The sequence below is a fragment of the Pseudomonas sp. LG1D9 genome (assembly GCF_002949995.1).
Classification (GTDB): Bacteria; Pseudomonadota; Gammaproteobacteria; order Pseudomonadales; family Pseudomonadaceae; genus Aquipseudomonas; species Aquipseudomonas proteolytica.
Genome location: NZ_CP026881.1, coordinates 5995707 through 6017180 on the forward strand (window position 1 = coordinate 5995707; position 21474 = coordinate 6017180).

General features: G+C 61.3%; 18 protein-coding genes. 2 read left to right on the forward strand and 16 right to left on the reverse strand.

The annotated features are described in order from the left end of the window. Positions 1–17 precede the first annotated feature (17 nt). Positions 18–2120: a PTS sugar transporter subunit IIC/EAL domain-containing protein gene (locus C5F71_RS27460; protein WP_104912478.1), complete on the reverse strand. Its 2103-nt coding sequence runs from the start codon at positions 2118–2120 to the stop codon at positions 18–20. 398 nt (positions 2121–2518) lie between these two features. Between C5F71_RS27460 and C5F71_RS27465 the strand changes: the two genes are divergently transcribed. Next, positions 2519–2779, forward strand: a complete 261-nt coding sequence (locus C5F71_RS27465) for a hypothetical protein (RefSeq protein ID WP_029291221.1) — start codon at positions 2519–2521, stop codon at positions 2777–2779. Between the two features lie 32 nt (positions 2780–2811). Further along, positions 2812–3150: a DUF6388 family protein gene (locus tag C5F71_RS27470; protein ID WP_029291219.1), complete on the forward strand. Its 339-nt coding sequence runs from the start codon at positions 2812–2814 to the stop codon at positions 3148–3150. Here the strand turns inward: C5F71_RS27470 and C5F71_RS27475 are convergent. The 15 genes from C5F71_RS27475 to tssB are packed head-to-tail and all read right to left on the reverse strand — an operon-like array spanning position 3147 to position 21453. Continuing rightward, positions 3147–4034: a serine/threonine-protein kinase gene (locus tag C5F71_RS27475; RefSeq protein ID WP_104912479.1), complete on the reverse strand. Its 888-nt coding sequence runs from the start codon at positions 4032–4034 to the stop codon at positions 3147–3149. The two genes, C5F71_RS27470 and C5F71_RS27475, sit on opposite strands and share 4 nt — an antisense overlap. Next, the gene (locus C5F71_RS27480; RefSeq protein WP_256588032.1) at positions 4031–4762 is read right to left on the reverse strand and encodes a PP2C family serine/threonine-protein phosphatase; all 732 of its coding nucleotides are present in this window, start codon (positions 4760–4762) and stop codon (positions 4031–4033) included. The genes C5F71_RS27475 and C5F71_RS27480 overlap by 4 nt, the downstream gene beginning before the upstream one ends. Next, entirely contained in the window at positions 4759–8157 is a 3399-nt protein-coding gene (tssM, locus tag C5F71_RS27485; protein ID WP_104912481.1) for a type VI secretion system membrane subunit TssM, read from the reverse strand. The genes C5F71_RS27480 and tssM overlap by 4 nt, the downstream gene beginning before the upstream one ends. Before the next feature lie 14 nt (positions 8158–8171). Then, the gene (icmH, locus tag C5F71_RS27490; protein WP_104912482.1) at positions 8172–9038 is read right to left on the reverse strand and encodes a type IVB secretion system protein IcmH/DotU; all 867 of its coding nucleotides are present in this window, start codon (positions 9036–9038) and stop codon (positions 8172–8174) included. A gap of 4 nt (positions 9039–9042) precedes the next feature. Next, positions 9043–10365 carry a type VI secretion system baseplate subunit TssK gene (tssK, locus tag C5F71_RS27495; RefSeq protein ID WP_104912483.1) on the reverse strand — a complete coding sequence of 441 codons (1323 nt, stop codon included), beginning with the start codon at positions 10363–10365 and terminating at the stop codon, positions 9043–9045. A gap of 1 nt (position 10366) precedes the next feature. After that, positions 10367–10852, reverse strand: coding sequence for a type VI secretion system lipoprotein TssJ (tssJ, locus tag C5F71_RS27500; protein WP_104912484.1), 486 nt, complete (start codon positions 10850–10852; stop codon positions 10367–10369). A gap of 5 nt (positions 10853–10857) precedes the next feature. Further along, positions 10858–11985, reverse strand: coding sequence for a type VI secretion system-associated FHA domain protein TagH (gene tagH / locus C5F71_RS27505; RefSeq protein ID WP_104912485.1), 1128 nt, complete (start codon positions 11983–11985; stop codon positions 10858–10860). 15 nt (positions 11986–12000) lie between these two features. Then, positions 12001–12138: a type VI secretion protein TagU gene (locus C5F71_RS29475; RefSeq protein WP_071609993.1), complete on the reverse strand. Its 138-nt coding sequence runs from the start codon at positions 12136–12138 to the stop codon at positions 12001–12003. A gap of 41 nt (positions 12139–12179) precedes the next feature. Next, positions 12180–13703 (reverse strand): sigma 54-interacting transcriptional regulator, encoded by a 1524-nt coding sequence (locus tag C5F71_RS27515; RefSeq protein WP_104912486.1) that lies wholly within the window; start codon positions 13701–13703, stop codon positions 12180–12182. Further along, positions 13703–16276, reverse strand: coding sequence for a type VI secretion system ATPase TssH (gene tssH / locus C5F71_RS27520; protein ID WP_104912681.1), 2574 nt, complete (start codon positions 16274–16276; stop codon positions 13703–13705). Before tssH ends, C5F71_RS27515 begins: the two co-directional genes overlap by 1 nt. A 2-nt stretch (positions 16277–16278) precedes the next feature. Next, positions 16279–17295, reverse strand: a complete 1017-nt coding sequence (tssG, locus tag C5F71_RS27525) for a type VI secretion system baseplate subunit TssG (RefSeq protein ID WP_104912487.1) — start codon at positions 17293–17295, stop codon at positions 16279–16281. Beyond that, a complete protein-coding gene (tssF, locus tag C5F71_RS27530; protein WP_104912488.1) occupies positions 17259–19028 on the reverse strand; it encodes a type VI secretion system baseplate subunit TssF in 1770 nt (589 codons plus the stop codon). The genes tssG and tssF overlap by 37 nt, the downstream gene beginning before the upstream one ends. Continuing rightward, the gene (gene tssE, locus C5F71_RS27535) at positions 19018–19437 is read right to left on the reverse strand and encodes a type VI secretion system baseplate subunit TssE (RefSeq protein WP_104912489.1); all 420 of its coding nucleotides are present in this window, start codon (positions 19435–19437) and stop codon (positions 19018–19020) included. Before tssE ends, tssF begins: the two co-directional genes overlap by 11 nt. 14 nt (positions 19438–19451) lie before the next feature. Next, complete coding sequence (tssC, locus tag C5F71_RS27540; RefSeq protein WP_104912490.1) at positions 19452–20927, reverse strand: type VI secretion system contractile sheath large subunit; 1476 nt, start codon at positions 20925–20927, stop codon at positions 19452–19454. 28 nt (positions 20928–20955) lie between these two features. Continuing rightward, a complete protein-coding gene (gene tssB, locus C5F71_RS27545; protein ID WP_092237127.1) occupies positions 20956–21453 on the reverse strand; it encodes a type VI secretion system contractile sheath small subunit in 498 nt (165 codons plus the stop codon). Between the last annotated feature and the right edge of the window lie 21 nt (positions 21454–21474).

Consider the following 21474-nt stretch of genomic DNA (forward strand, 5'->3'; position numbering starts at 1 on the left):
CGCTCACCACGGCAGGGCTATGCACCGGCCTCATCGCTGACCCTGTCCGCACGCTCGCGCACAAAGCCTTGCACGGCTTCGCCAGGCAGCGCTTTGCTGAAGTACCAGCCCTGGATAATCAGCTCCGCCCCGGCGTGCCCCCTGCCCGACTGTAGGAACGCCAACTGCTCGGCCGTCTCCACGCCTTCCACCACCACGCCCAGGTTCAGTGCTTCACAAAAGCGCAACATGCCGGTCAAGACCTGCGCGCCCTTGGGGTCCTGCTGGGCCACCACAAAACTGCGGTCGATCTTGATGAAGTCGACCGGAAACTGGTGCAGATAACTCAGCGCGGAATACCCTGTGCCGAAGTCGTCGATATAGACCTTGGCCCCAATGGCCTGCAGTCTTTCGATTATCTGCCGGGTTATCTGGATATCGCCCACCAGCGCATCCTCGGTGATTTCCACTGACACCTGGCCGTTGGCCTGGGACAGGATCTGCACCAGTTGCTTGCCGTACGCCGGGGTCATCAGGGTAGCGCTGGAGATATTGATGGTGATTGGCAGCGCAAACCCGATTTTCTGCCACTTCTGGTACTGGCGCACCGCCTGGGAAGCCACCCACAGGTCGACGTCCGGCATCAAGCGGGCCTGGGCCAGCCACTGGAGGAACTCCCAGGGCGAATGCACCTTGCCTGCGCCATCACGGGCACGCATCAGGGCTTCGCAGCCGGTGCACAAGCCTGTCCGGGAGGACACTTGGGGCTGGTACTCCAGGTAGAACTCGTAGTCGCTGATCTGCTGGATCCTGCTTAAATCAAGGGCCTGGCGGGCCAGCGTCTTGTGCGACGTCAGCACCGGGTCCATTTCCAGCAGACGGCCTTTTTCTTCGAGCCCGCGAAAGGTCATGTCGAATGACTTGAGGTAGACGGTCGCGCCCTCCAGGGTCTGCCGATGGATTGCCCGGATATAGGGCGCGTAGACCAGCGTCCCCACCCCCAGCAACACCAGTTGCAGGGCCACCGCGGCCAAATCGCCCTGGGTGCTCAGGTAGGCATTGAGCAGCACCGGCGCGGTAAACGGCACACTGGCCACCGCCGGCGAGACCCAACCGGCCTGCACCACGAGTAATGCCAGCAAGGTGTTGATCACCGGGACGGCTAAAAAGGGAATAAACAGGCGCGGATTGAGGATGATGGGCAAGCCAAACAGCAACACCTCGCTGACGTTGAACAGCGACAACGGCAGGCTGGCCACGGCGAGCAGGCGCATGGACTGGCTCTTGGAAAACAGCAGAATCGCCAGCAACAGACACAGGGAACCGCCCGCCCCGCCAATAAAGGCAAAGCACCCCAGCAGGCCGGCATTCAGCACATAGAGGATGGGCTCTCCCGCCGCCAACGCCGCCCCATTGAGCACCACCGCCTGATCCAGTGCGTCAAACAGCGGCTGGATCGCATACACACCATGGATGCCAAAAAACCACAGCAGCGAATTGATCGCGGTAATAAACATCCCGCTGCCATAAGGCGACTGCAACGCATCGAGCATCACCGGGCCCTGGAACTGGGCCACATGGGGAACCTGCAACAGCAACGACAACGTCGCCACCAGCAGCAACGCGGTGATTGCCCCCGGTACGACCATGTTGATGGTGCCCTTGAGGTTGTGTCCCACCAGGTCCTCATTGACCAGACGGGTCCAGCGGTACCGATGCAGCCAGGCAATAATCGGGACATTGATCAGCGGCGAGGCAATGGCAATGAACAAGACAAACGTCGCCGAGGCGCGGGGGTAGTCGCGCAGGACAAAGGTGGCGATGACGACGTGTGCCAGGCACAGGAAGGCCACTGGCAACTGGGGTAAGCGGTGCTGGATCGCCAACATATAGCCGATGGAAGCCGCGACCAGCAGGGGGATCACGGAGCTGATCTGGGCATGCAGGCCCGCCAGGAATGCCACCACCGGCGGTGGGAAATCGAGGATCCGGGCACATTCGGACAACAGCAGGAACCCTGCCGAGACCAGCAGGCACGGCAGGATCCACAACAGCCCCTCACGGATGGCCCGCAGCGACTCCGTGCTCGCCAGGGCCGCCAGGCGTTGGGTGAAAAAGAGTTTGAACAGCGTTTGCGCCATGATTTTCTCCTTACACCCTTCCTGGCCTTGAGGCCGCCTGATCGGGGGCAGCGCTTCAATCGGAGTCTTCAACGAGGGGTTAACGCTACACGCCCAGGCACCGGGAGTGAAAGGGTTTTGCCCCGCCTGGGCAGGATAAATCGCCCCTCCATACCTGCGGGCGCACTGGCAAGGGTGTAATTTCCTACGCTTTTTGAAACAATAGCCCGCTTAAGGGCAGTACTGCCCGTGGGTGCGCCAGCTATTGTCGGAACCAATGGTCACCCACACAGGTCTTGAGCTGAGCAGGTCTACCGACCTAAAGGCCGGTATCGAATGAATCGATCCGCAGACCACTTCTACACGCGCGGGTGTCGGCACACCGACTGGCCCAGCAATCTCAGGGAGATGTATTGAACATGCAACGCAGGATCTCAAATCGCGCACGACCTCTGGTTTTCACTGTAGTGCTCTGGTTGTGTGGGGTCGCCGTACTGTTTTTGATCAAGGCCGCCGTCGAAGCCGTCCAAGGGCCTATCAGCAAGACCTGGGTCGACTTGACGCTGGTACTCGCCGCGTACCTGTTCTTTTTCTTGCTCGATCCACTGCAACAGTGGACGGCCAATCGCCTGCGCAAACGCGCCCGCCGCAAAAGCCGTTACGAACAAACCTCATCCTGACGTTGTACCCCCTGTACTCCTGGAGCAACCCCGTGTCTGAACCTGGCGAAAACCATCGGCTGGCCCTGGATATCTTTTTGAACCAGCATCCCGAGTTGCGCGCCGAACTGGACACCCTCAACCCTCTGGCCGCCCAGGCCAAGCGCCAGACCATGGAGCAATACCGCCGCGAGCTTTTGCACGAAGCCTTCGAGGCCCAGGCAGAATCCCAGAACCTGTTTGCGTGGGAGCTGACACTGCAACTGATCAGCCAGTCGCCGCAGGAGTTCGCCGCCAGGCGACTGGAGGTGCACAGGGAAGTCGCTCAAATGGCGGGCCTGGAGTGGGGTGAGTACTGTCAGTTGCATGGCCTGGCTGAGCACTCCTCTTAACGAGCACGGGCGGCGAACCAGCGGCCCACCACCGAGTGTTCACACTGCATGGCTGCCTGCAACTCGTCGGTGGTGATGGTTCGATGCTGCGGGTTGCTACTGAGCGCAACCCGCAATGCTGGCCAGCAACGCCGTGGCAGTTGCCGGGGAGGCTCTCGCCGCCCTCCTTGTGCACTACGCCCGCCCAGCGCCAAGTCGTACAACAGGCACGCGGTTGCATAGAGCTCCGTGCTGGCCGACAGCGGCGCGCCGTCCAACAGTTCGGGGGCCGCGTAGGCCGGTGTCCAGGCGCTGAAGCGCCGGGGATTCAAAGCCGCCAGCTCCGTCAACGGCGCAGTCGTGGCTTGGGCCAGGCCAAAGTCAAACAGACGCAGCCCGTCATCCACCAACATGACATTGCTGGGCTTCACATCGCCGTGCAGCACACCTTGTCGATGGACATGACCCAGCGCATCCAGTAGCCCAGTTGCAATAGGCCGCAATTGCTGCCAGGACAGCCCGCGCGGGCAGTCGAGCAACAATTGGTCCAGAGTCATGCCACTCATCAACTCCATGGTAAAGAACGCCACCCCAGCGACCGTGTCCACGTCAAACGCAAACACCCGCACCACGTGCTCATGTCGCAGGTAGCGGGTCAGGGAAAACTCGCTGTAGAGCAGCAGGTGCGCGTCCTGTGACTGGGCAAGGTTTTCACTGAGGACCTTGAGCGCCACCCGGGGCCTCGGTTCGCCGAATTGCTCATGGAGCAAGTCACGGGCCCGGTACACGGTGCCCATGCCACCCACCCCGAGCACCCGTTCCAGGCGATAGCGACCGGCAAGTAACTTCGGCATAGAAGCTCTGGCGCCGGGCGGAGCGCTGGACTGGGGTTGTTTTGCGATCATGGTTTTATAACCACCGCCGTCAGATTATCCCGCGCTTCACCGCGCAGGACCCCATCAAACAAACGATCCAGCATTGACTCAGGGGTTGCCAGGCTCAATGCCTGACCCAGTTCGGCATGGCTCAGCGCCTGGTACAGGCCGTCACTGCACAGCAGGAACACATCTCCTGGGTTATGGGTCAGCTCCAACACTTCCAGCGCCACCGGCTCATCGGCGCCGATCGCGCGGGTCAAGGCATTCGCGGCCGGATGGGCGCGGGCCTGTGCAGGGCTCAACTGCTGCTCGACCATCAGTTGCTCCTGTAGCGAGTGGTCGCGGGACAACTGGTACAACGTGCGTTCGCGCCACAGATAACAGCGGCTGTCCCCGGCCCAGATGCAGACGGCACGATCCCCTTCCAGCAACAGGACCACCACCGTACTGCCCATGGTGCAATCCGCATTCGAGCTGGTTACGGTGATCTCCTGGCGCAAGCGCCGGTCAAGCCATTGCAGGCAAAGACAGACCCTCTTGATCCGCGCATCGAGGCCGCCGCCGCTGGGCAGCGAAGCCAGGCTATCGACCACCCACTGGCTGGCGACATCCCCCGCGCGGTGGCCCCCCATGCCATCGGCCACCGCCCAACAGCCCATCTGCGGGTGTTGAAGAAATGCATCCTCGTTACGCGGCCTGACCTTGCCACGATCTGTGCGCCCTGCACTGCTACAGGCATCGAGCCGCGGGCTCACAGTTGCTCCGGTATGCGGAAGGTACGCCACGCCGCCATTTCAAACGGGTTCGGCGTGCGCTGGCTGGTCAGCAGGTAATTGGCGCGCAGGCCGCCGATATCGGCCTTGAGCAACCGCGCATCACGTCCATTCGCCGCCTCGCCTTGCAGCACATCGAACAGGCGGAACAGGGACCATGGCCCGGTGTTTTTTTCGATGCCCATTGGCCGCTGCGCCATGCCTTCCAGTACCAGGCTGCTGCGACCGTCCTCGACGGTGGTTGGCCACTGGAACAGCATCGGCACGATCGGCCCGTGGCGGTACTCCATCTGTTGGTCACCGAATCGCAGGGTCGCCCGGCTGACCGTGGGATCCAGGCTGTAGGGCGCCAACGTAAAGCGCACCCCGGGTTCACTCGGGTCATCGGCAAAGAATGCCTGGCGGATAGTGCGCGCCTTTGCCAGTTGCTCCAGCAACGCCCGTGACATCGGCAGGCTACGGCCATCCAGGCTGCGCAACCGATAGCGATGGCCATCGCCAATCACAAAAGGCCGCAGATCCTCATCCAGGAACCGCGCCATCAACCCTTGGGGTTTGAAAAACTCGCGGAAATCATTGAGCGCAACGTCGCTACTGGCATGGGCACTGAACGGGTAGCGCTGTTTGATCGCAGAAGAATAGAACCCATACACCTCGCTCTGATAACGCCGATTGAGGTGACGATAAGCATCATCGAGCACCAGGCGCCAACTGTCGTCGGCCATGGCGGCCAGCCAACCGTGGAGGGCTGCGGGCAGGCGCTCCGTGGCATTGCGCAGGTTGCCCAAAGCATCCTGTTGCCCCTGCATGCGCCGCTTGACCATCTCAAAGGCCGCCCGCTCAGGCTGGCTTTCCCGACCAAGGGCGGCCAACTGCGCCTGCAGTTGGTTGAGGGTTTGCAGCATCTGGGACAACGCAGGCCCTGGGTTGTCCTGCTCATCGAGCAAGTGATGCAGGGCTTCAAAGCGCCGCTGCAGTGCGCGCTGTGCGTTGTCGGGCGCACGCTGCGCAACACTGTCCAAGACGGTCTGGGCCACTGGCGAGCCCGGCTGGAGCGCTTCCAGCCGCTCGACCGGGCTTGCAAAGCGGGTGTTTTCCCTGACTTGCTGCAGTAACTGCACTAATGGCGAACGCGCGGACGTCAGGCTCGCCAACTGCCCGGCAACCTGGCGGGTGCTATCGCTTTGCTGCAAGCGCACCTGGGCCAGTGCGGCGCCCCAGGCCTGGGCGTAGTCGCTGAAATAGTGCTGTTCCAGCTCTACCATCAGTTGGCGCAAGCCCGTTGCACTCAATTGCGTGCCCTCTCCCAGTACCCAGTTGTCGCGCACGATGGTATCGACCATCCGGGTGCCCTGTACCGCAAAGAACTGACGGTAGCCATGCTGGGTGAAGAAGCCTGGGATCGGCTGGTCAATGCCGGCGAATACCTGCTCATGCGGGTCCAGATGCTGGGTGAAACGGTAGGGTTCAAGCTCCGCACCCTGTTCGCGCAGCAGGCGGTAGACCACGCCCGCCAGGGGTTGCACCTTCAAGACCTGACGGGCATGGGCGACCAGTGTTTCGTCGAGCGGTCGCTCAAAGGGCTGTTCGAGCAATTGCGCGAAATGTGCGTTCAACCGCGCCTGCAGCCCAGGGTCCGCCGGGTAGTGCCCCGACCACAGCCCGGCGACTCGATCCATCAACCAGGGTTTGTCGCGGTGCTCGGGCAGGTTGAGCATCAGGTACGCCCGCAGGCTGACAAGCAGTTGCTGACGGTCGTGCACACTGTTGCGTACCTGCTCCTCCAACATCTCGCTGACCCGTGCCAGCAGGTGTTGCAGCAGTGCCTGCTGGTACGCCGTGTCCAGTACCGGGCGGCTCATGCTGCCCTGGAACAGCCCCGCGAACTGCCACCAACCCGCGCCTCGCGGCGCAGCAAAGACCTGGGTGGCTGCCAATCGACTGTCCAGTAACGCAACCATCGCCAAAATCGGGTCTTCTGCCGCCTGCCCAGGCACGGGCGGCCGCGCCAATTCGCGCAGTTGCTCCAGCCGTTGATGGTTCTGCGAATAACTGTACATCCACAACGAACCCATGCCTCCAAGCACCAGGAACGCGGCCAGCGCCAAGCCTCTCTGGCGGCGACGGATGTGCACCCGCTCCCGCTGGTCCAGGCCTGCCAGGTCGACGTCACCGAACACCACCCGCTTGAACAGGCCCTGAATAAACCGTGGACGGCTGTGTGCAGCGTTGCCGGAGCTGGTCAAGTAGACACCGCGCAATGCGTTGACGCGCTGGTAACGGTGAGCAGAAAACGCCAGTTCGATAAACAGACACAGCCGCTCACCGATCTGCGCCACCTGCCGGGGAAAGTCCAACATCCGGCCCCGGCGCTCGCCATTGCGCTCCAGATGCAGGCGCTGGATCAGTTCCGCGCTCAGGCGCTGCAGCAAGGTTTCAAAGGCCTGGCGTACTTCGGCAATATCGGTCCCGGTCTTGCCGGACAAGATGGACTCGCCCCATAGGTCATCATGGGCATGCCCTTGCGTGTGCTCGAAGAACTCGGCAAAGCCAGGCATATGATCGGCCTGCGTCAGCACCAGATAGACCGGCAGCTCCATGTGCAAGGTCTGTTGTAAATCGTGAAGGCGACTGTTGAATTGGCGCGCAGCGACGCTCAGTTCCTGCTCGCTGCCATTGAGCAAGCTATCGACTGATAGCGTCAGCAGCACGCCACTGAGCGGACGCGCACGACGACGGGCCTTCAGCAGGTTTAACAGGGTCGCCCAGCCACCGCTATCAACGTCCGCATCGGCGTGTGTCAGGTAGCGCGCCGGGGTTTCGATCAATACCCCTTGCTCGGCAAAATACCACTCGCAATGACGCACTGCGCCCTCTGCGTGCGGGGCACCGGAGTCAACGCGATCCAGCGGCTGTTGCAGCCCACCGGCCTGCAACAGCCGGGTCTTGCCACTGGCAATGCATCCCATCACCAGGTACCAGGGCAATTCGTTGCGCCAGCGCTTACCGCGCTTGCCATAGCGTCGCGACATCTTTAGGGCCTGCAGCGCCTCCGTGAAACGGCCGCGAACGTTGTTGTGCTCGTGCTCCACAAGTCCCTTGCGCTGTTTGGAATTCACCTGGCCCGGGCCGGCATCATCTGCAACGGGTTGCACGGCGTCGCGCCGATTGACGAAAACCATCGTCAGGCCCCAGGCCAGGAACAATCCACTGATGGTCAGCAGGCGCGAAGTCGCGCCAAGCCAGAAACGCCGGTCATCCACCGCCAGCAGCGGCCCGATCCACCACACCACACACGCCAGCAACAACACCAGCAGCAGGCTCCAGACCCAGGTCAGCCCCAGGGCAGCGGCCAGCTTTTTGAATAGACTTTTCATTGATTGCTCCTGCGTTACAGCAGTGTCCGGGTAATGTCGGTGGTACTCGGCAGATAGGGCTGCAGCACGCTCTCGCGCTGTTCTCCAAGTACCCAGGCGAACCCCGAATACAGGATGGCCAGGCCCATCGCGACGGCGAGCCAAACCCAGGTTGCAGAAACAATACGTATCGCCTGCCGGGGAGCAGCGCTGGACGACGGCCCGGCGCCGGTGGCCTGGGGCGTGTCCCCGCGCACATGGATGATCTGTCGGTACAAGGCGTCACGAATGCCGTCCAATTGCAGCAGCCCACGTTCCAAGACCCGGTACTTGCCCTCAAAGCCCAGCGCCAGGCACAGGTACATCAGCTCCAGCATCGCCAGGTGCTTGATCGGGTCCCTGGACAGTCGCTCAAGCAGTTCGAAGAATTTTTCGCCACCAAAGGTTTCGTTGTGGAAACGGCTCAACAGGCTTGTTTGTGACCAGTCGCTCTGGCTACCCCATGCCGTGGTGACCACTGCCTCGTCTATTACGCTGCACAACACATAACGCGCCGCCATGATCTGGCTGTCGAGAATTGCCTCGTGCCGGGCCTGGTTTTCAAAGTGCGTAATACCCGCAGACAAACGTTCATTGAGTGCGCGCAGGCCTTCACGGGCCGGGCTGCCCTTGAGTCGAACCACCTCCGACAACAGGTTCCAGGCCAACGTCACCAGAGGGTTGAGGCCAAGCCTGAAGTGCTGGGCGGCGTGCAAATGAGCGGCATAAATCATTCGGTCCTCAAGCTGCTCAAAGCGCGGTGGCGCCTCGAAATCCGTCATGGCGCCCTGCGCCGGACCGACACCCTGACGGTCCAGCAGGATCGTTCTGTCGTCCTGCGGGTATGCGTTTTCTGTGGTCATGGGTTCAGTTCCTGATAGCCCAGAATTTCAATTCAAGATCGACAAACTCACCACTCACATGGAAGGCGAACCCACCTGAATGCTCCAACTGCTCCAGGTCACGGGCGCTGAGTTCGAGCATGAAATAGGTTTTCTCGGCATGGAACGGGATCTGCCGTGGTGCCACAGGCATCGGCTTGACCTGAATCCCCGCCAGGTGCAGGTTGACCAACTCGCGTATCCGCTCCACAGGCCCGACTTTCAGGTGCGCCGGCAGCCGCTGGCGCAACACCTCAGAATCGCAGTGCGCGCTGACCGCCAGAATGAAGGTCGCCGAACCCAGCAGGTTCAGGCCATTGACCGGGCACACCAGCACGCCGTATTGGCGCGACTGCAGCACCAGTTCAATGGCATGTTGCTCCAGCACCATCGACAGGACCGAACGAATCGCGGCCATCAATTCACGAAAGCTCGGCCCCTGATCACTATGTCGGTAACGCCCTTCAAAACAGGCGCGTTTTGTCGTGCTGGAAAATGTCGAAAGCTCCCCCAGCAGCCCAAGCAGGGTTTGATACAGCACATCGGGGCCCACACGGGCCTGGTCCAGGCAGTGTCGCAGGGTCAACTCCATTCGGTTGATCAACTGCAACATCAAGAAGTCCCCCATTTCGGCCCCCGCCGCCTGGCCCGCGTCCTGCAAGCGCTCGGCAATCGCATCAGCGCGAAACGCCAACAGGCTGACCACCTCCTTGAGGCACGACAGCAAAAATGGCGAATCATGCAGGTGCATGAACGTCGGGGAGAATGCGCTATCGAGCTGCACAAGGCCTTGGGCGTCGCAATCCAGGACTTGTGCGACTTTGAGTCTGACGTAGGTCTGGACGTCGTGATCATCGCCCAGCACCAAGCGAAAATCCGCGCGTGCGCAGGTGATGGCGCAGCGCGTGTCTTCCCCGGCATTGGCGTCTCCTACCTCCACTTCGTAGCTGCTATAACGGGCCAATACGTCAGTCTGCGCCGGGTGACGAACCTCGACCGCATGGCCGGCGAGCATGGGCAGGGCCAGGTACAGCGCCTGGCTGGCGCTGTTGGCTGGAATTTCCATCACCAGCGGCGTGGCCATCTCAAACAACGTCCCGTCAGGCAATACCCCACTGGCCTGATTGACAACCACCTTGCCCATATCGAGGTATTGCGGGTCGATTTCCAATCTCAAGAACCCCCAGGCATAGCCCGGGGACAATTGGCTGCGGCGCGCCAGTTGCTGATGGTAATAGCGGTCGTTGTGCTGCAGGTGTTGAGGGCGCAGCAACATGCCTTCCTGCCAGATCACTTTATCAATCAGCATGTCAGCCACCTGCCTTGGCGGGCGGCACATCCGTCGCGTGCACACCCGTTTCGTCGAGTACCAGATCGACACGGGTCCGTGACTCGACGTCCAACGACACGACATGACGCCATCGCACCTGGGGCAAATCACGGTAGGCGGCCAACACCCCGATATAGCGACTGCCCGGCGTTGCACTGAGCTTGAGCGTCACCTGTTCACCGGGGCGCAGTTCCCACTCTTCGCTGCTGACCAGGTCCTTGGGCAAGGTATTTTCGACACGGCCATACAGGCTGAAAAAGTCCGCGTTCTCGAAGGCCACGGGGTTTCTGAGTTCCAGCAGGCGCACCACGATCGGTGACGGCCGGCCATGCAGATCCGGGTTGACCAGATCACTGGCGGCCAGCGTCAGATCGAGCTTGGTCAGCGTCGAATAGGGAGACAGATTGCTGCAGCCGGGCAACAGCCCCAGCACAGCGAGTAGCAGAACAGAGGTGGAGCGTGACATGCAGATCATCCAGAACAGGTGCTATGAAGGGTGGAAACCAGGCGTACCTGTTCCGTGTAGGCGTTGGCAAAGTCCTCGCTGAGTAAGCGCTCAGTCCAACCGTCTTCCTCGACCAGGCGTTGGTAATGAACCAGATAAGCCCGCCAATAGGCGCCACTGCTGGGGATCCACGGCGTGTTGCCCTGCTTTTGGAAACAGGCCAGCAGTTGCCCTGGCGCAAACGCGGCCAGAGCGCCGCGCATCGCCGCGCGACAGCCAGCGAGCACCGCGACCTGGTGAACCTGCAAATCACGATAGGCCTGGGTAATCATCTGTTCGGCGGGCAACTGCCCTTGGCGATCGGCCACCAACATGGCCTCCAGTGCTGGGGTGCCACACATCGACGGACGCTCGGCGCTGGTTGGCGCACGACCGAGTGCGGTGTTCAATTCACTTGTCAGCTCTTGATGGGTGTGCAGGTTCTGTTGCAGCCCTTCGATTGCCTGCCTGAGCAAGCCAGCTGCCTTGACTGCCAATGCTTGTCGCCCAGGCTCGTCGAGAGGCTCCAGGCACACACCCAGCGCCTCGGAAAAATCCCGCCAGAACCGCTCATGCGTATCGACTGCCGGAACATACCCAGCGGCTGGCGCGCACGTCGCAGCAGGCTCGACCAGGGTCGGCACAATCACATGGTGACGCTCCACAGTGCTGGTATCCGTCCAGTTCGGCGCCACACTGGGCGGGGCCGGGTCATTCATGGCACGCACGGAATCCAGCTGCAGGAACGCGTCATCCGGAATCAGGTTATCGCCAGGGCTCGTACCACCCGAGCGCTCCACCAGCTGCGCGCGAATTTCAAACGGGCCCATGCGAAATACAGTGCCAGGGGTGATAGGCCGAGCCTGGCCTTTGCGCAAACGCACGGCGCTGCCCCCCAGGCAAATGCCATTGCTGCTGATGTCAGTCAGAAAATACTGACCGTCGCGAAAGCTGACCAAGGCATGATGGCTGGACAACTGGCGACTGTGGTCGGCAATGACCCAATCGCAATCGGCACCACGGCCAATCACTCCTCCGGCGCCATCGAAGACTTTATTGCGGGTGCCGCCGGGCATGCCAGGCCCATGGCTACATAATTCAAATACCAACTGCATAGAAGGTCTCCTGGCTTACTGCCCACGCTGGTGGGACCGTGGATCACCCAGCGGCCGGTAGTCATCGTCGTCAAACACGTAATTTGCCGTGCACCCACTTAGCGCCAACACCAGCAGACCAAGCAGCAATACCTGCCCTCGAGAAACAACCATCAAGGCTCTCCCATTGAATTGAATTCGATTGAGCGGAACATTCAGCACCCTTCCTTGACGTCACCAAAGGGGATATTCAGCCGCGCCAGGCGGTACAACAGGGTGCGCCGGGCAACCCCCAGCTCGCGGGCGGTACGGGTACGATTGCCGCGATTCTTGTGCAGGCAATCAATCAGCAAGCCCCGTTCGACGCGCTCAAGGCGTTGGCGCAGCGTTGCGTCGGTGGCCTGTGCGGGTGACGCCAGTGGCAGCATGAGATGTTGCGGCAGGATTACCCCCTCGTCGCACATCAACACGGCACGTTCCACCAGGCATTTAAGTTCACGCACGTTGCCGGGGAAGCTGTGGCAGGAAAGCTGGTCCAGCGCCTGGTTTGACCAGGACACCGGCGATCGCCCCTGGGTGGCGCAGGCTTTACCTGCGAAGTGCCGGGCCAACTCTCGTATATCGCCTTCACGTTGGCGCAACGCCGGCAGCTCGATCGGGAACTGGGCGAGACGATAGTAGAGATCCTCACGAAAACTGCCCTGGGCCACCATCGCACGAAGGTCACGGTGGGTGGCGGCAACGATGCGCACATCCACTTTATGGGCGGTGCTGGCACCCAGCGGGCGGATTTCCCCCTCCTGTAATACCCGCAGCAATTTGGCTTGCAGTGACAGGGGCATATCGCCGATTTCATCGAGCAGCAACGTACCGCCGTCGGCAGCATCGAACAGCCCAGGACGGTCACGGTCAGCACCCGTAAAGGCACCTTTGCGATAGCCAAACAGTTCGCTTTCGAGCAACCCCTCCGGGAATGCCGCGCAGTTTTGTACGACAAACGCCTTGGATCGGCGCGGGCCCATGGCATGGATCGCCCTGGCGACCACCTCCTTGCCCGTACCGGTCTCACCGCGCAGGAGCACGGTGTAGGTGCTGTCCAGCACCTTGCCGATCAAGCGACAGGTATCATCCATCGCTGCGCTGTTGCCAATCAGGCCAAGGCCTGCGGGACGCACTACGCTACCGAGCGCCTGATGGGCCGCCGCTGGCCGACCGGGCTCCTGTAGCAGCGCCCGCTGGCGCAACGCAAAAACCCCCAACTGCCCCAGTGGCGTGGCATACGGCTGCAGGTCCAGGGCGCGCTCCGTGACGCATAGCAGCATGCCCCTCACCGGTAGGTGGTGATGGATGAGTGGGACGCACAACAGCGACTGCCATGGGACCAGGCCTGATGGAATGAAAGCGGTGTCATACATGCTGTCTTGCAGGCCGCAGAGGCTCAGGGGACGCTTATGTTCCAGGGCGAACCGCAGCAATTGCTGGCCCTGCTGATCCACTTCTGCGCCTGCACCGATTTCCCACGGCCCTGCTTGCGGCCTATGTTCGGCCGCCAGGAACAAGCCGTGACCCGCCTCATCTGACAGGTACACCTGGCTGAGCGAGCACTGGCTCAACTGCGCGGCGGCATGGGCAAGGTTGCCAGGCATACTTGCCCTATCGCTATCGAGGCCCAGACGCATGAGCCACTGCACCAGTTGTTCGGCAACGTCCGGTGCCTGTAACAATGGGGTATCCCTCATCACGCAAACTCACAGGTGATGTGATCGTCGCCGTCCAGCATGGCGTGGGCGCGCTGCACATGCTCATCCCTGGCCATCGCTTCAAGCAGGCGATCGACTATCAGGGGCAATAGATGGCTATCGATCCATTGATCGACATACCGCGCGCCACTGCCGTTGTGGGTACAGCGCTCTGCCAGGTAATCGACCAATCGCGGGCAATAGCTGAATGCGAGGTGCCGCTGCAGCAGACGTTGGCCCAGGCACTGCAACTTGCTTTGTACCAACTCCCGTAGCACCGCACCGCTCAGTGGGTAGTACGGCACGACACGCATGCGGGCCAGCAGTGCCGGCCTGAAATGCTGATTGAGCAGCGGCGCAAGGGCGTCCTGTAATACTTGTGCGCTGGGGCGCTGCGTAGCGCCGCACAGGTCGATGGTGCAGTCGCTGCCAAGGTTGGAGGTCATCAGAATCAGCGTGTTGCGAAAGTCGATCTCGCGCCCCTCGCCATCATTGGCCCGCCCTTTGTCAAAGATCTGGTAGAACAGGTTCATGACACCCAGGTGTGCTTTCTCGACCTCATCGAGCAGCACCACCGAATAGGGCTTTTGCCTGACGGCTTCGGTCAGCACACCGCCCTCGCCATAACCGACATACCCGGGCGGAGCGCCAATCAGGCGCGACAGCGAATGCTTCTCTTGGTACTCGGACATGTTGATGGTGGTCAGGAACCGTTCGCCGCCATACAACAGGTCGGCCAAGGCCAGTGCCGTCTGCGTCTTGCCAACCCCACTGGGGCCGACCAGCAGAAACACGCCCACGGGTGCATCGGCACGGTTGATGCCCGCCGCAACCGCACGCATCGAACGGTCCAGCATCTGTACCGCCTGTTCCTGGCCGAGAATGCGCGTACGCAGATCGGTAGCGAAGTCGAGCACCTTGACGCTGTGTTCGCAAGCCACTTGGCTGAGTGGAATCCCAGTCCAGGCACTGATCACTTGCGCCACCAGCCGCGGGCACACTTCGAAACTCACCAGGCGCTGTCGCGATTGCTCGGCCAGCAAGCTGCCGTGGGCTTCGCACAGTTGCTGCTCAAGCACCTCGACGGCCTGGCCTGCCTGCCTGGCTTGATTCAACTGCATGCGCAGGGCCAGCACCCGCTCGGCCATCTCGCGCTGACGCGTCCAGGCCTGCGTGAGCTGCTCATGTTCGCAACCGGCGGCGTCCAGGCGCGCAGCCAGGACCTGCAGCGCACCTGGATCAATGGGCAACCCGGCATCCCTGTCGCGGCAAAGCGCCCGGTACTCGCCAGTACTTTGCGCCAATTGGGTGGCCACGGCCTGCAACGCCGGTGGGGCTGTGACGAGGCTGATGCGCACGCGGGCGCAGGCGGTATCGAGCACATCCACGGCTTTGTCGGGCAACTGGCGCACAGCCAGGTAGCGTGCCGATAACTGCGCGGCGGCAACCACGGCGTCATCGCGCACGTACACGCCGTGGCTGGCTTCATACACCGAAGTGAGACCGCGCAGGATCGTCACTGCCTCATCGACACTCGGCTCATGTACATGCACCGGCTGAAAGCGTCGGGCCAGTGCCGGATCCTTTTCGAAGTACTTCTTGTACTCCGACCAGGTGGTAGCAGCGATGGTACGCAGCTCGCCACGAGCCAGCGCTGGCTTGAGCAGGTTCGCCGCATCGCCGCTGCCCGCCGAGCCACCGGCACCGATCAAGGTGTGTGCCTCGTCAATGAACAGGATCACCGGCACCAACGCGGCATTGACCTCCTCGATAACGCCCTTGAGCCGCCGTTCGAACTCGCCCTTGATGCTGGCGCCCGCCTGCAACAGCCCCATATCGAGGTTCAGCAGGCGCGTTTCCTTGAGCGCCGGAGGCACCTGTCCCTGGGCAATTTGCCTGGCCAGCCCCTCGACCAGCGCGGTCTTGCCGACACCGGCCTCCCCCACAATGATCGGGTTATTCTTGCGCCGGCGTGCCAGGATATCGATCAACTGCGCGATCTCTGCGTCCCGGCACAACACCGGGTCGACCCGCCCTTCACGGGCCTGCTGGGTCAGGTCATGGGTGAAACGCTGCAACAGTGATTCATGCTGGGCACAAGCGGGTGTACGGGAAGCTTCGGCATGGTCGCTCAAGGCAAACTCAAGCAGGCGCTGCGCGTCGAGGCGGGCCAACAACACCTGATAGCGGCTGCCTGCGTGATGCAGTGGGTTACGCAACAAGGCAAGGATCAAGGCCGCGTCACTGACATTCGATTGCGCCAACTCCAACTGGGCAACGACCAGCGCTTGCTGCAGCCATTGCACCAGCAGCGGTGCGAACACCGGGTTGCGCGTAGTCCCCTGTCCCATCCTGGGCTGCAGTGTCGCTTGCAGTTCGCCCAGTTCAACGCCAGCGTCTTGCAGAGCACGCGCCAGCAGCCCTTGTGGGCGCTCCAGTAGCGCCAGCAAGACATCCTCCACCAGGACTTCGGCGCCCCCACGGGCCACACAGCGTGCGGCGGCGTGCTCCAGGTCATGGCGAGTCTGAGGCGCCAGCACACGAATCAATTGCTGCAAATCCACATTCATCATATTCATCCGTCGCTCCCGAGTTGACTGGCCAGGATGAGCACGCCATCCGCGCGCGCCTGCCCCATCCAGCTGGTCCATCCCAGCCGGCACACGTTGCGTTGGCCTATGTGCAGCGCCCGCACCTCGCCGGGGCGCAGGGCCAGGCGCAGGTCGAAGTCCAGCGGGTCGCGGACGGCGAAACGAACCAGCGCGCACAGCGGCGAGTAGCTTGCGCCGCCAGGTAAAAAGTCATGAAAACGCTGCCAGTCGAGGTCCTGCAGATGCACCCTGAACTTGCCGGCACGATCCACAACCTGCCGCCCAAGGACCAGGTCCTGCCCCAGGCGACTGTTCGCTTGCGCCAATTGGTTGCATTGCCTGGGGCCAATCACCACCTTGCGCTTGACGCATTGCTCGATCATCAACTGCGAGTGTTTGAAGTAGTAACGCAGCACCGTTTCAATAAGCGCCGCCGAATGGGCGCGCATACCCAGCAAACCCAGGTAGGGCAGCAAGCGATTCCAATCCAGTTGTGTCGCACTGCGTATGGCCCGGCCGCCCAGGCCCATCAGGGCAAACATCTGCTCGGAAAACGAGTCGCTGGCACCCGCTCGAAAGCACACCCGGTAGCGGTACTTGCGCCACAGAGGCAGCATCAGCCGATGCAAACGGTGGTGAAACACGTCGAGGAAATCCGCGACAGGATTACCGCCCGCGCGCTCGCTCAATGCGTGTTCGGCATAGAATGCCGGCAGCGGCGAGTTTGCCCCCACCAGCCCCAATACGTTGAGGCGCATGCGTGCCCGAAGTTGCCCGCGCTCGACAAAAAATGTCACTCGGTCAATGTCGTTGCCGGGAAACCCCAGCCCCGGATTGGCCTGGAACTCCAGGTGCTCATAAAGCGCCTCATCGTCAAGGGAGGGGTGGGCATCGCGTATACGCTCAATGACCTGCGAGACCGCCTGGAACAGCGAATACTCGCGAATGGTCCGGGATAATTCGGTTAAAGCAGGGCTTGCTGGCCCATCCGGGATGGCCATAGATACACCTCTCCTTGTGTGTTGGTGACACGCAGTTCGTGATACGAGTTAAGGCTCGCGTACAGCGCAAAAAACTCGTTGAGGACTGAAGCAAATACAAACAAATCGCCCTCTCCGAGAAAGTGCTGGAGATCGACGATCAGGTCGATTGCCACCCCCCGAATCGGCAAGCCACGATGCAACCGGTCGATGGGGCGCTGGCTTATGGAGCGCAATCCACCCAACCGACGGATGCTGACTTTTTCGGCCTGGCGATCGTGGTAGCGCGGCAAATCATAGGTTTCGAGCACCACTTTCAGCGCATTGATATCGCTCAGGGACAGGTAATTGAGCGACATGTTGCTGATCAGCTTCCACAGGAAACCGCTGTCCAGCGGAGGCGCGATGCCAGGGGTGGCGACCGTGATATTGCGAAAGGACAGGAAGTCGGGTGTTTGTTCGCAGGCTTGGTTGATGTCACCGATCCGCAATTTGCGCGGCAAATCATGGTTGGTACAGGTCAGTTCAACGGACAGGGTTTCCTGCTCCTGGGACTGACGAATGCCAAAGCTCAGGTAAGTATCCAGGCCGGTGTGTTGCACCGAGGGCCGCTGGCGAATGCTGTAGCTCGCCGTCTGCTGATCGTGCTCGAACGACTCGAACGGCACATAGGTCTGGTAGCCCAGGCCACCCGGACGCCATCCCGTGACCTGGTCTACGGAGAACACCCCGCAGTGGCCTGGTGCGTAGTCAGTTCCCTGCAGCAGGTACTCGTCCTGCTTGCCATCCAGTCGGATCGGTACCCCATCGTGTTTGAACAGGTTGACCACCGGCGTGCAAAACAGCTTCACGTTGTCCACTGTGGGGAGCACCTGCTCGGGATTGCGCTGACGCAGCTTGAAGCGCAACTCCAAACCCCGAGCCTGCTTGAGCAGGTCATCCGGCAAGCTTTGCAGCACATCCAGGCCATTGACGTCGACAAACAGGTACTTGTCAGGAAACGCGAAATACTCCTGTAGATGCCGATACCCGGTGAAGGCATTCGGCGGATAGGGCAGCAGCGCCTCGTCTTGGGAAAAACCGGCGGGCCGAACGCCAGAAGCCGGTAATGGTAACGACAGGACCTGACCGTCGCGCCCCTGCAGGGGTTTGCACTCACCATCGAGCAGCAGCAGCTCAATGCCCTGCATGTGACGCAGCAGGCTCACGTAAAGCATCTGGCTGACATAGCGCTCCCCGGCAAGATGCAAGCGCAGGTGTTCAAGTGCCAGTTCGCCCATATACCCTTCGGCGGTCATCTCCAGGCGCAGGCTCAGCAAGGCCCCCTTGCCTTGCGCGGAGTAATCCAGCGCTGTGAGTTCAAGTGGCAGCACCTGCGTTGCATAACACGTACGGAAACGGCAACGCTCACCCTCGATCGCCACGCTTTCCACCGGTGTATCGCGCTCGACCGTAATGCCGGGCCCTGCGCGTAACAGCGGCGCGAACTGCAACATGCTGAACGCGGGTATTGGTCGCATGTAGTTGGGCCACAACAGGTGCATCAACGAATGGCTGAGCTCCGGCAACTGATCATCGAGTTTCTGTCGCAGGCGTCCCGTCAGGAACGCAAAGCCCTCAAGCAACCGCTCTACATCCGGGTCCCGGCCTCTGTCCCCGAGGAATGGGGCAAGCGCCGGGTTGCGTTCGCAGAAGCGCCGCCCCAATTGCCGCAAGGCATTGAGTTCACTTTGGTAATAGCGGTTAAAGGACACCTGGGGCGACCTCAACGCGTCCACTGCCCGCCAGGCTTGCGCTAAACACCACGTCCTGCATGACCCCGTCGATATTCAGCGCGCCCTGGATATCAAAGGCCAGCGCCAACGGATCGCGACCCTGGGGTAATGCGACGACCCGGACATTGCTCAGGCGCGGCTCGTAGGCCGCGATGAAGCGTTCGATCAGAAAGCGTGCCTGGCTCAGGGATTCGTGCAGGCTCAGGCGCATATCATTCAGGTCCGGCAAACCGTAGTCAGGCAGCGTCTGCACACTGCCTGCCCGGGTGCTGAGCATGTTACCCAAGTGGGTGGCCACCGATGCCGCAACGCAGGCGCGTGGCGTGCGCCCCGCCAACGCAGGCGCAGTACCGGCAAGGCGCTCAAGGAGACCGCTGTACTGACTCATCTCAAGTTCCCGGCTCATTCTTTATCGAGCTTGCCAACCAGGAACAGGGTGAAATCCGCCCCCATGTATTTGAAGTGCGGGCGTACGCTGAGGTTGATGCGATACCAGCCTGGCTCGCCGTCAACATCACTGACAACAATCCGCGCCGCCCGCAATGGACGTCGCCCCCGAACCTCGGCGCTGGGGTTTTCCTGGTCCGCGACGTACTGGCGAATCCACTTGTTGAGTTCCAACTCCAGGTCGGTACGTTCCTTCCACGAACCCAACTGCTCGCGCTGCAGCACTTTCAAATAGTGCGCCAGGCGGTTGACGATCATCATGTACGGCAGCTGGGTGCCGAGCCTGTAGTTCAACTCGGCCGCCTTTCCCTCGGCGCTGATCCCGAAACGCTTGGGCTTCTGCACGGAACTGGCGGAAAAGAATGCGGCGTTGTCGCTGCCCTTGCGCATCGTCAGGGCGATGAAACCCTCCTGGGCCAATTCATATTCGCGACGGTCGGAAACCAGCACTTCGGTGGGGATCTTGGTTTCGATTTCGCCCATGCTCTGGAAATGATGCAGCGGCAGGTCTTCCACCGTGCCCCCGCTTTGCGGGCCGATGATGTTGGGGCACCAGCGGAAACGGGCAAAGCTGTCAGTCAAGCGCGTGGCGAAGGCATAGGCGGTATTGCCCCAGAGATAATGCTCGTGGCTGCTGACGACATGTTCGTTATAGGCGAAGGTCTTGACCGGAGAATCCACCGGGTCGTAGGGCGTTCGCAGGAGAAAACGTGGCACCGTCAAGGCGACGTAACGGGCATCCTCGCTCTGGCGGAAGCTCTGCCACTTGGCAAATTGTGGCCCTTCGAAGTGGTCCTGCAGGTCCTTCAGGCCTGGCAGGCCGGTAAAGCTCTCCAGGCCGAAAAAGCCAGGCCCGGCGGCGGCTATGAATGGCGCATGGGCCATGCAAGCGACGCTGGAAACATACTGCATCAGCTTGACGTCGGGCGCGCTGGGTGAAAGGAAGTAGTTGGCGATGATCGCGCCCACGGGTTGACCACCGAACTGACCGTATTCGGCGCTGTAGGTGTGTTTGTAGAGCCCCGACTGAACGACCTCCGGTGAGTCTTCGAAATCATCCAGCAGGTCTTGGCGCGAGACGTTCAGCAACTCGATCTTGATGTTTTCGCGAAAGTCAGTGCGATCCACCAGCAACTGCAAGCCCCGCCAGGCCGATTCCAGTGCCTGGAATTCGGGGTGGTGGAGGATTTCGTCCATTTGCCGGCTGAGCTTGGTGTCGATCTCGGCAATCATCCGGTCCACCAGCTGCTTCTTGACTGGTTCCCCGCGGTTCTGTGGCTTGATCAATTCCTCGATAAACGCGGCGACGCCGCGCCTGGCGATGTCGTAGGTTTCATCATCGGCGGTCAGGCGGGTCTGGGCGATGATGTCGTCGAGAATGCTGTATCCGGTATCCAGGGGTGCCGCATAGGCGTTAGGGCTGGAGGTCATGCTATCAGTGTCCTTTTTACTGAGTGGGTCATGCGGCAGGGCTGTTCAGCCCCAGTTCGGCCAGCACCCGCGCGCGGGCCTGGTCATCGGCCAGCGCACTTTCTATGGCCTTGCGAAAACTCGGTGTATTGCCCAGGGGGCCTTTGAGCGCCACCAGCGCCTCACGCAGCGCCATCAGCTTGTGTAATTGCGGAACTTGCTCCACCAGTTGAGCCGGATTGAAATCCTTCATGGCGTTGATGCGCACCTGGATCGCCAACTCGTCGGCTTCGTCCGTTTCCTGCAGCCGATTGGGAACACTCAACGTCAGCATCAAGGCTTGTTTGGCCAACACCTCGTCCAGGGTGTTCTTATCGATACCGATGGGCTTGCGGTCTTCAACCTTGCGCGTGTCTTCGCGCTGGGTGAAATCACCCACGACCAGCAGCTTCAAAGGCAGCTCTACTTCTTCCTGGGCACCGCCTATGGCCGGTTTGAACGTGATATTGATACGTTCCTTGGGGGCGACCGAACCTTCTTTGGCCATGTTGTTTCTCCTTTGCTTGAT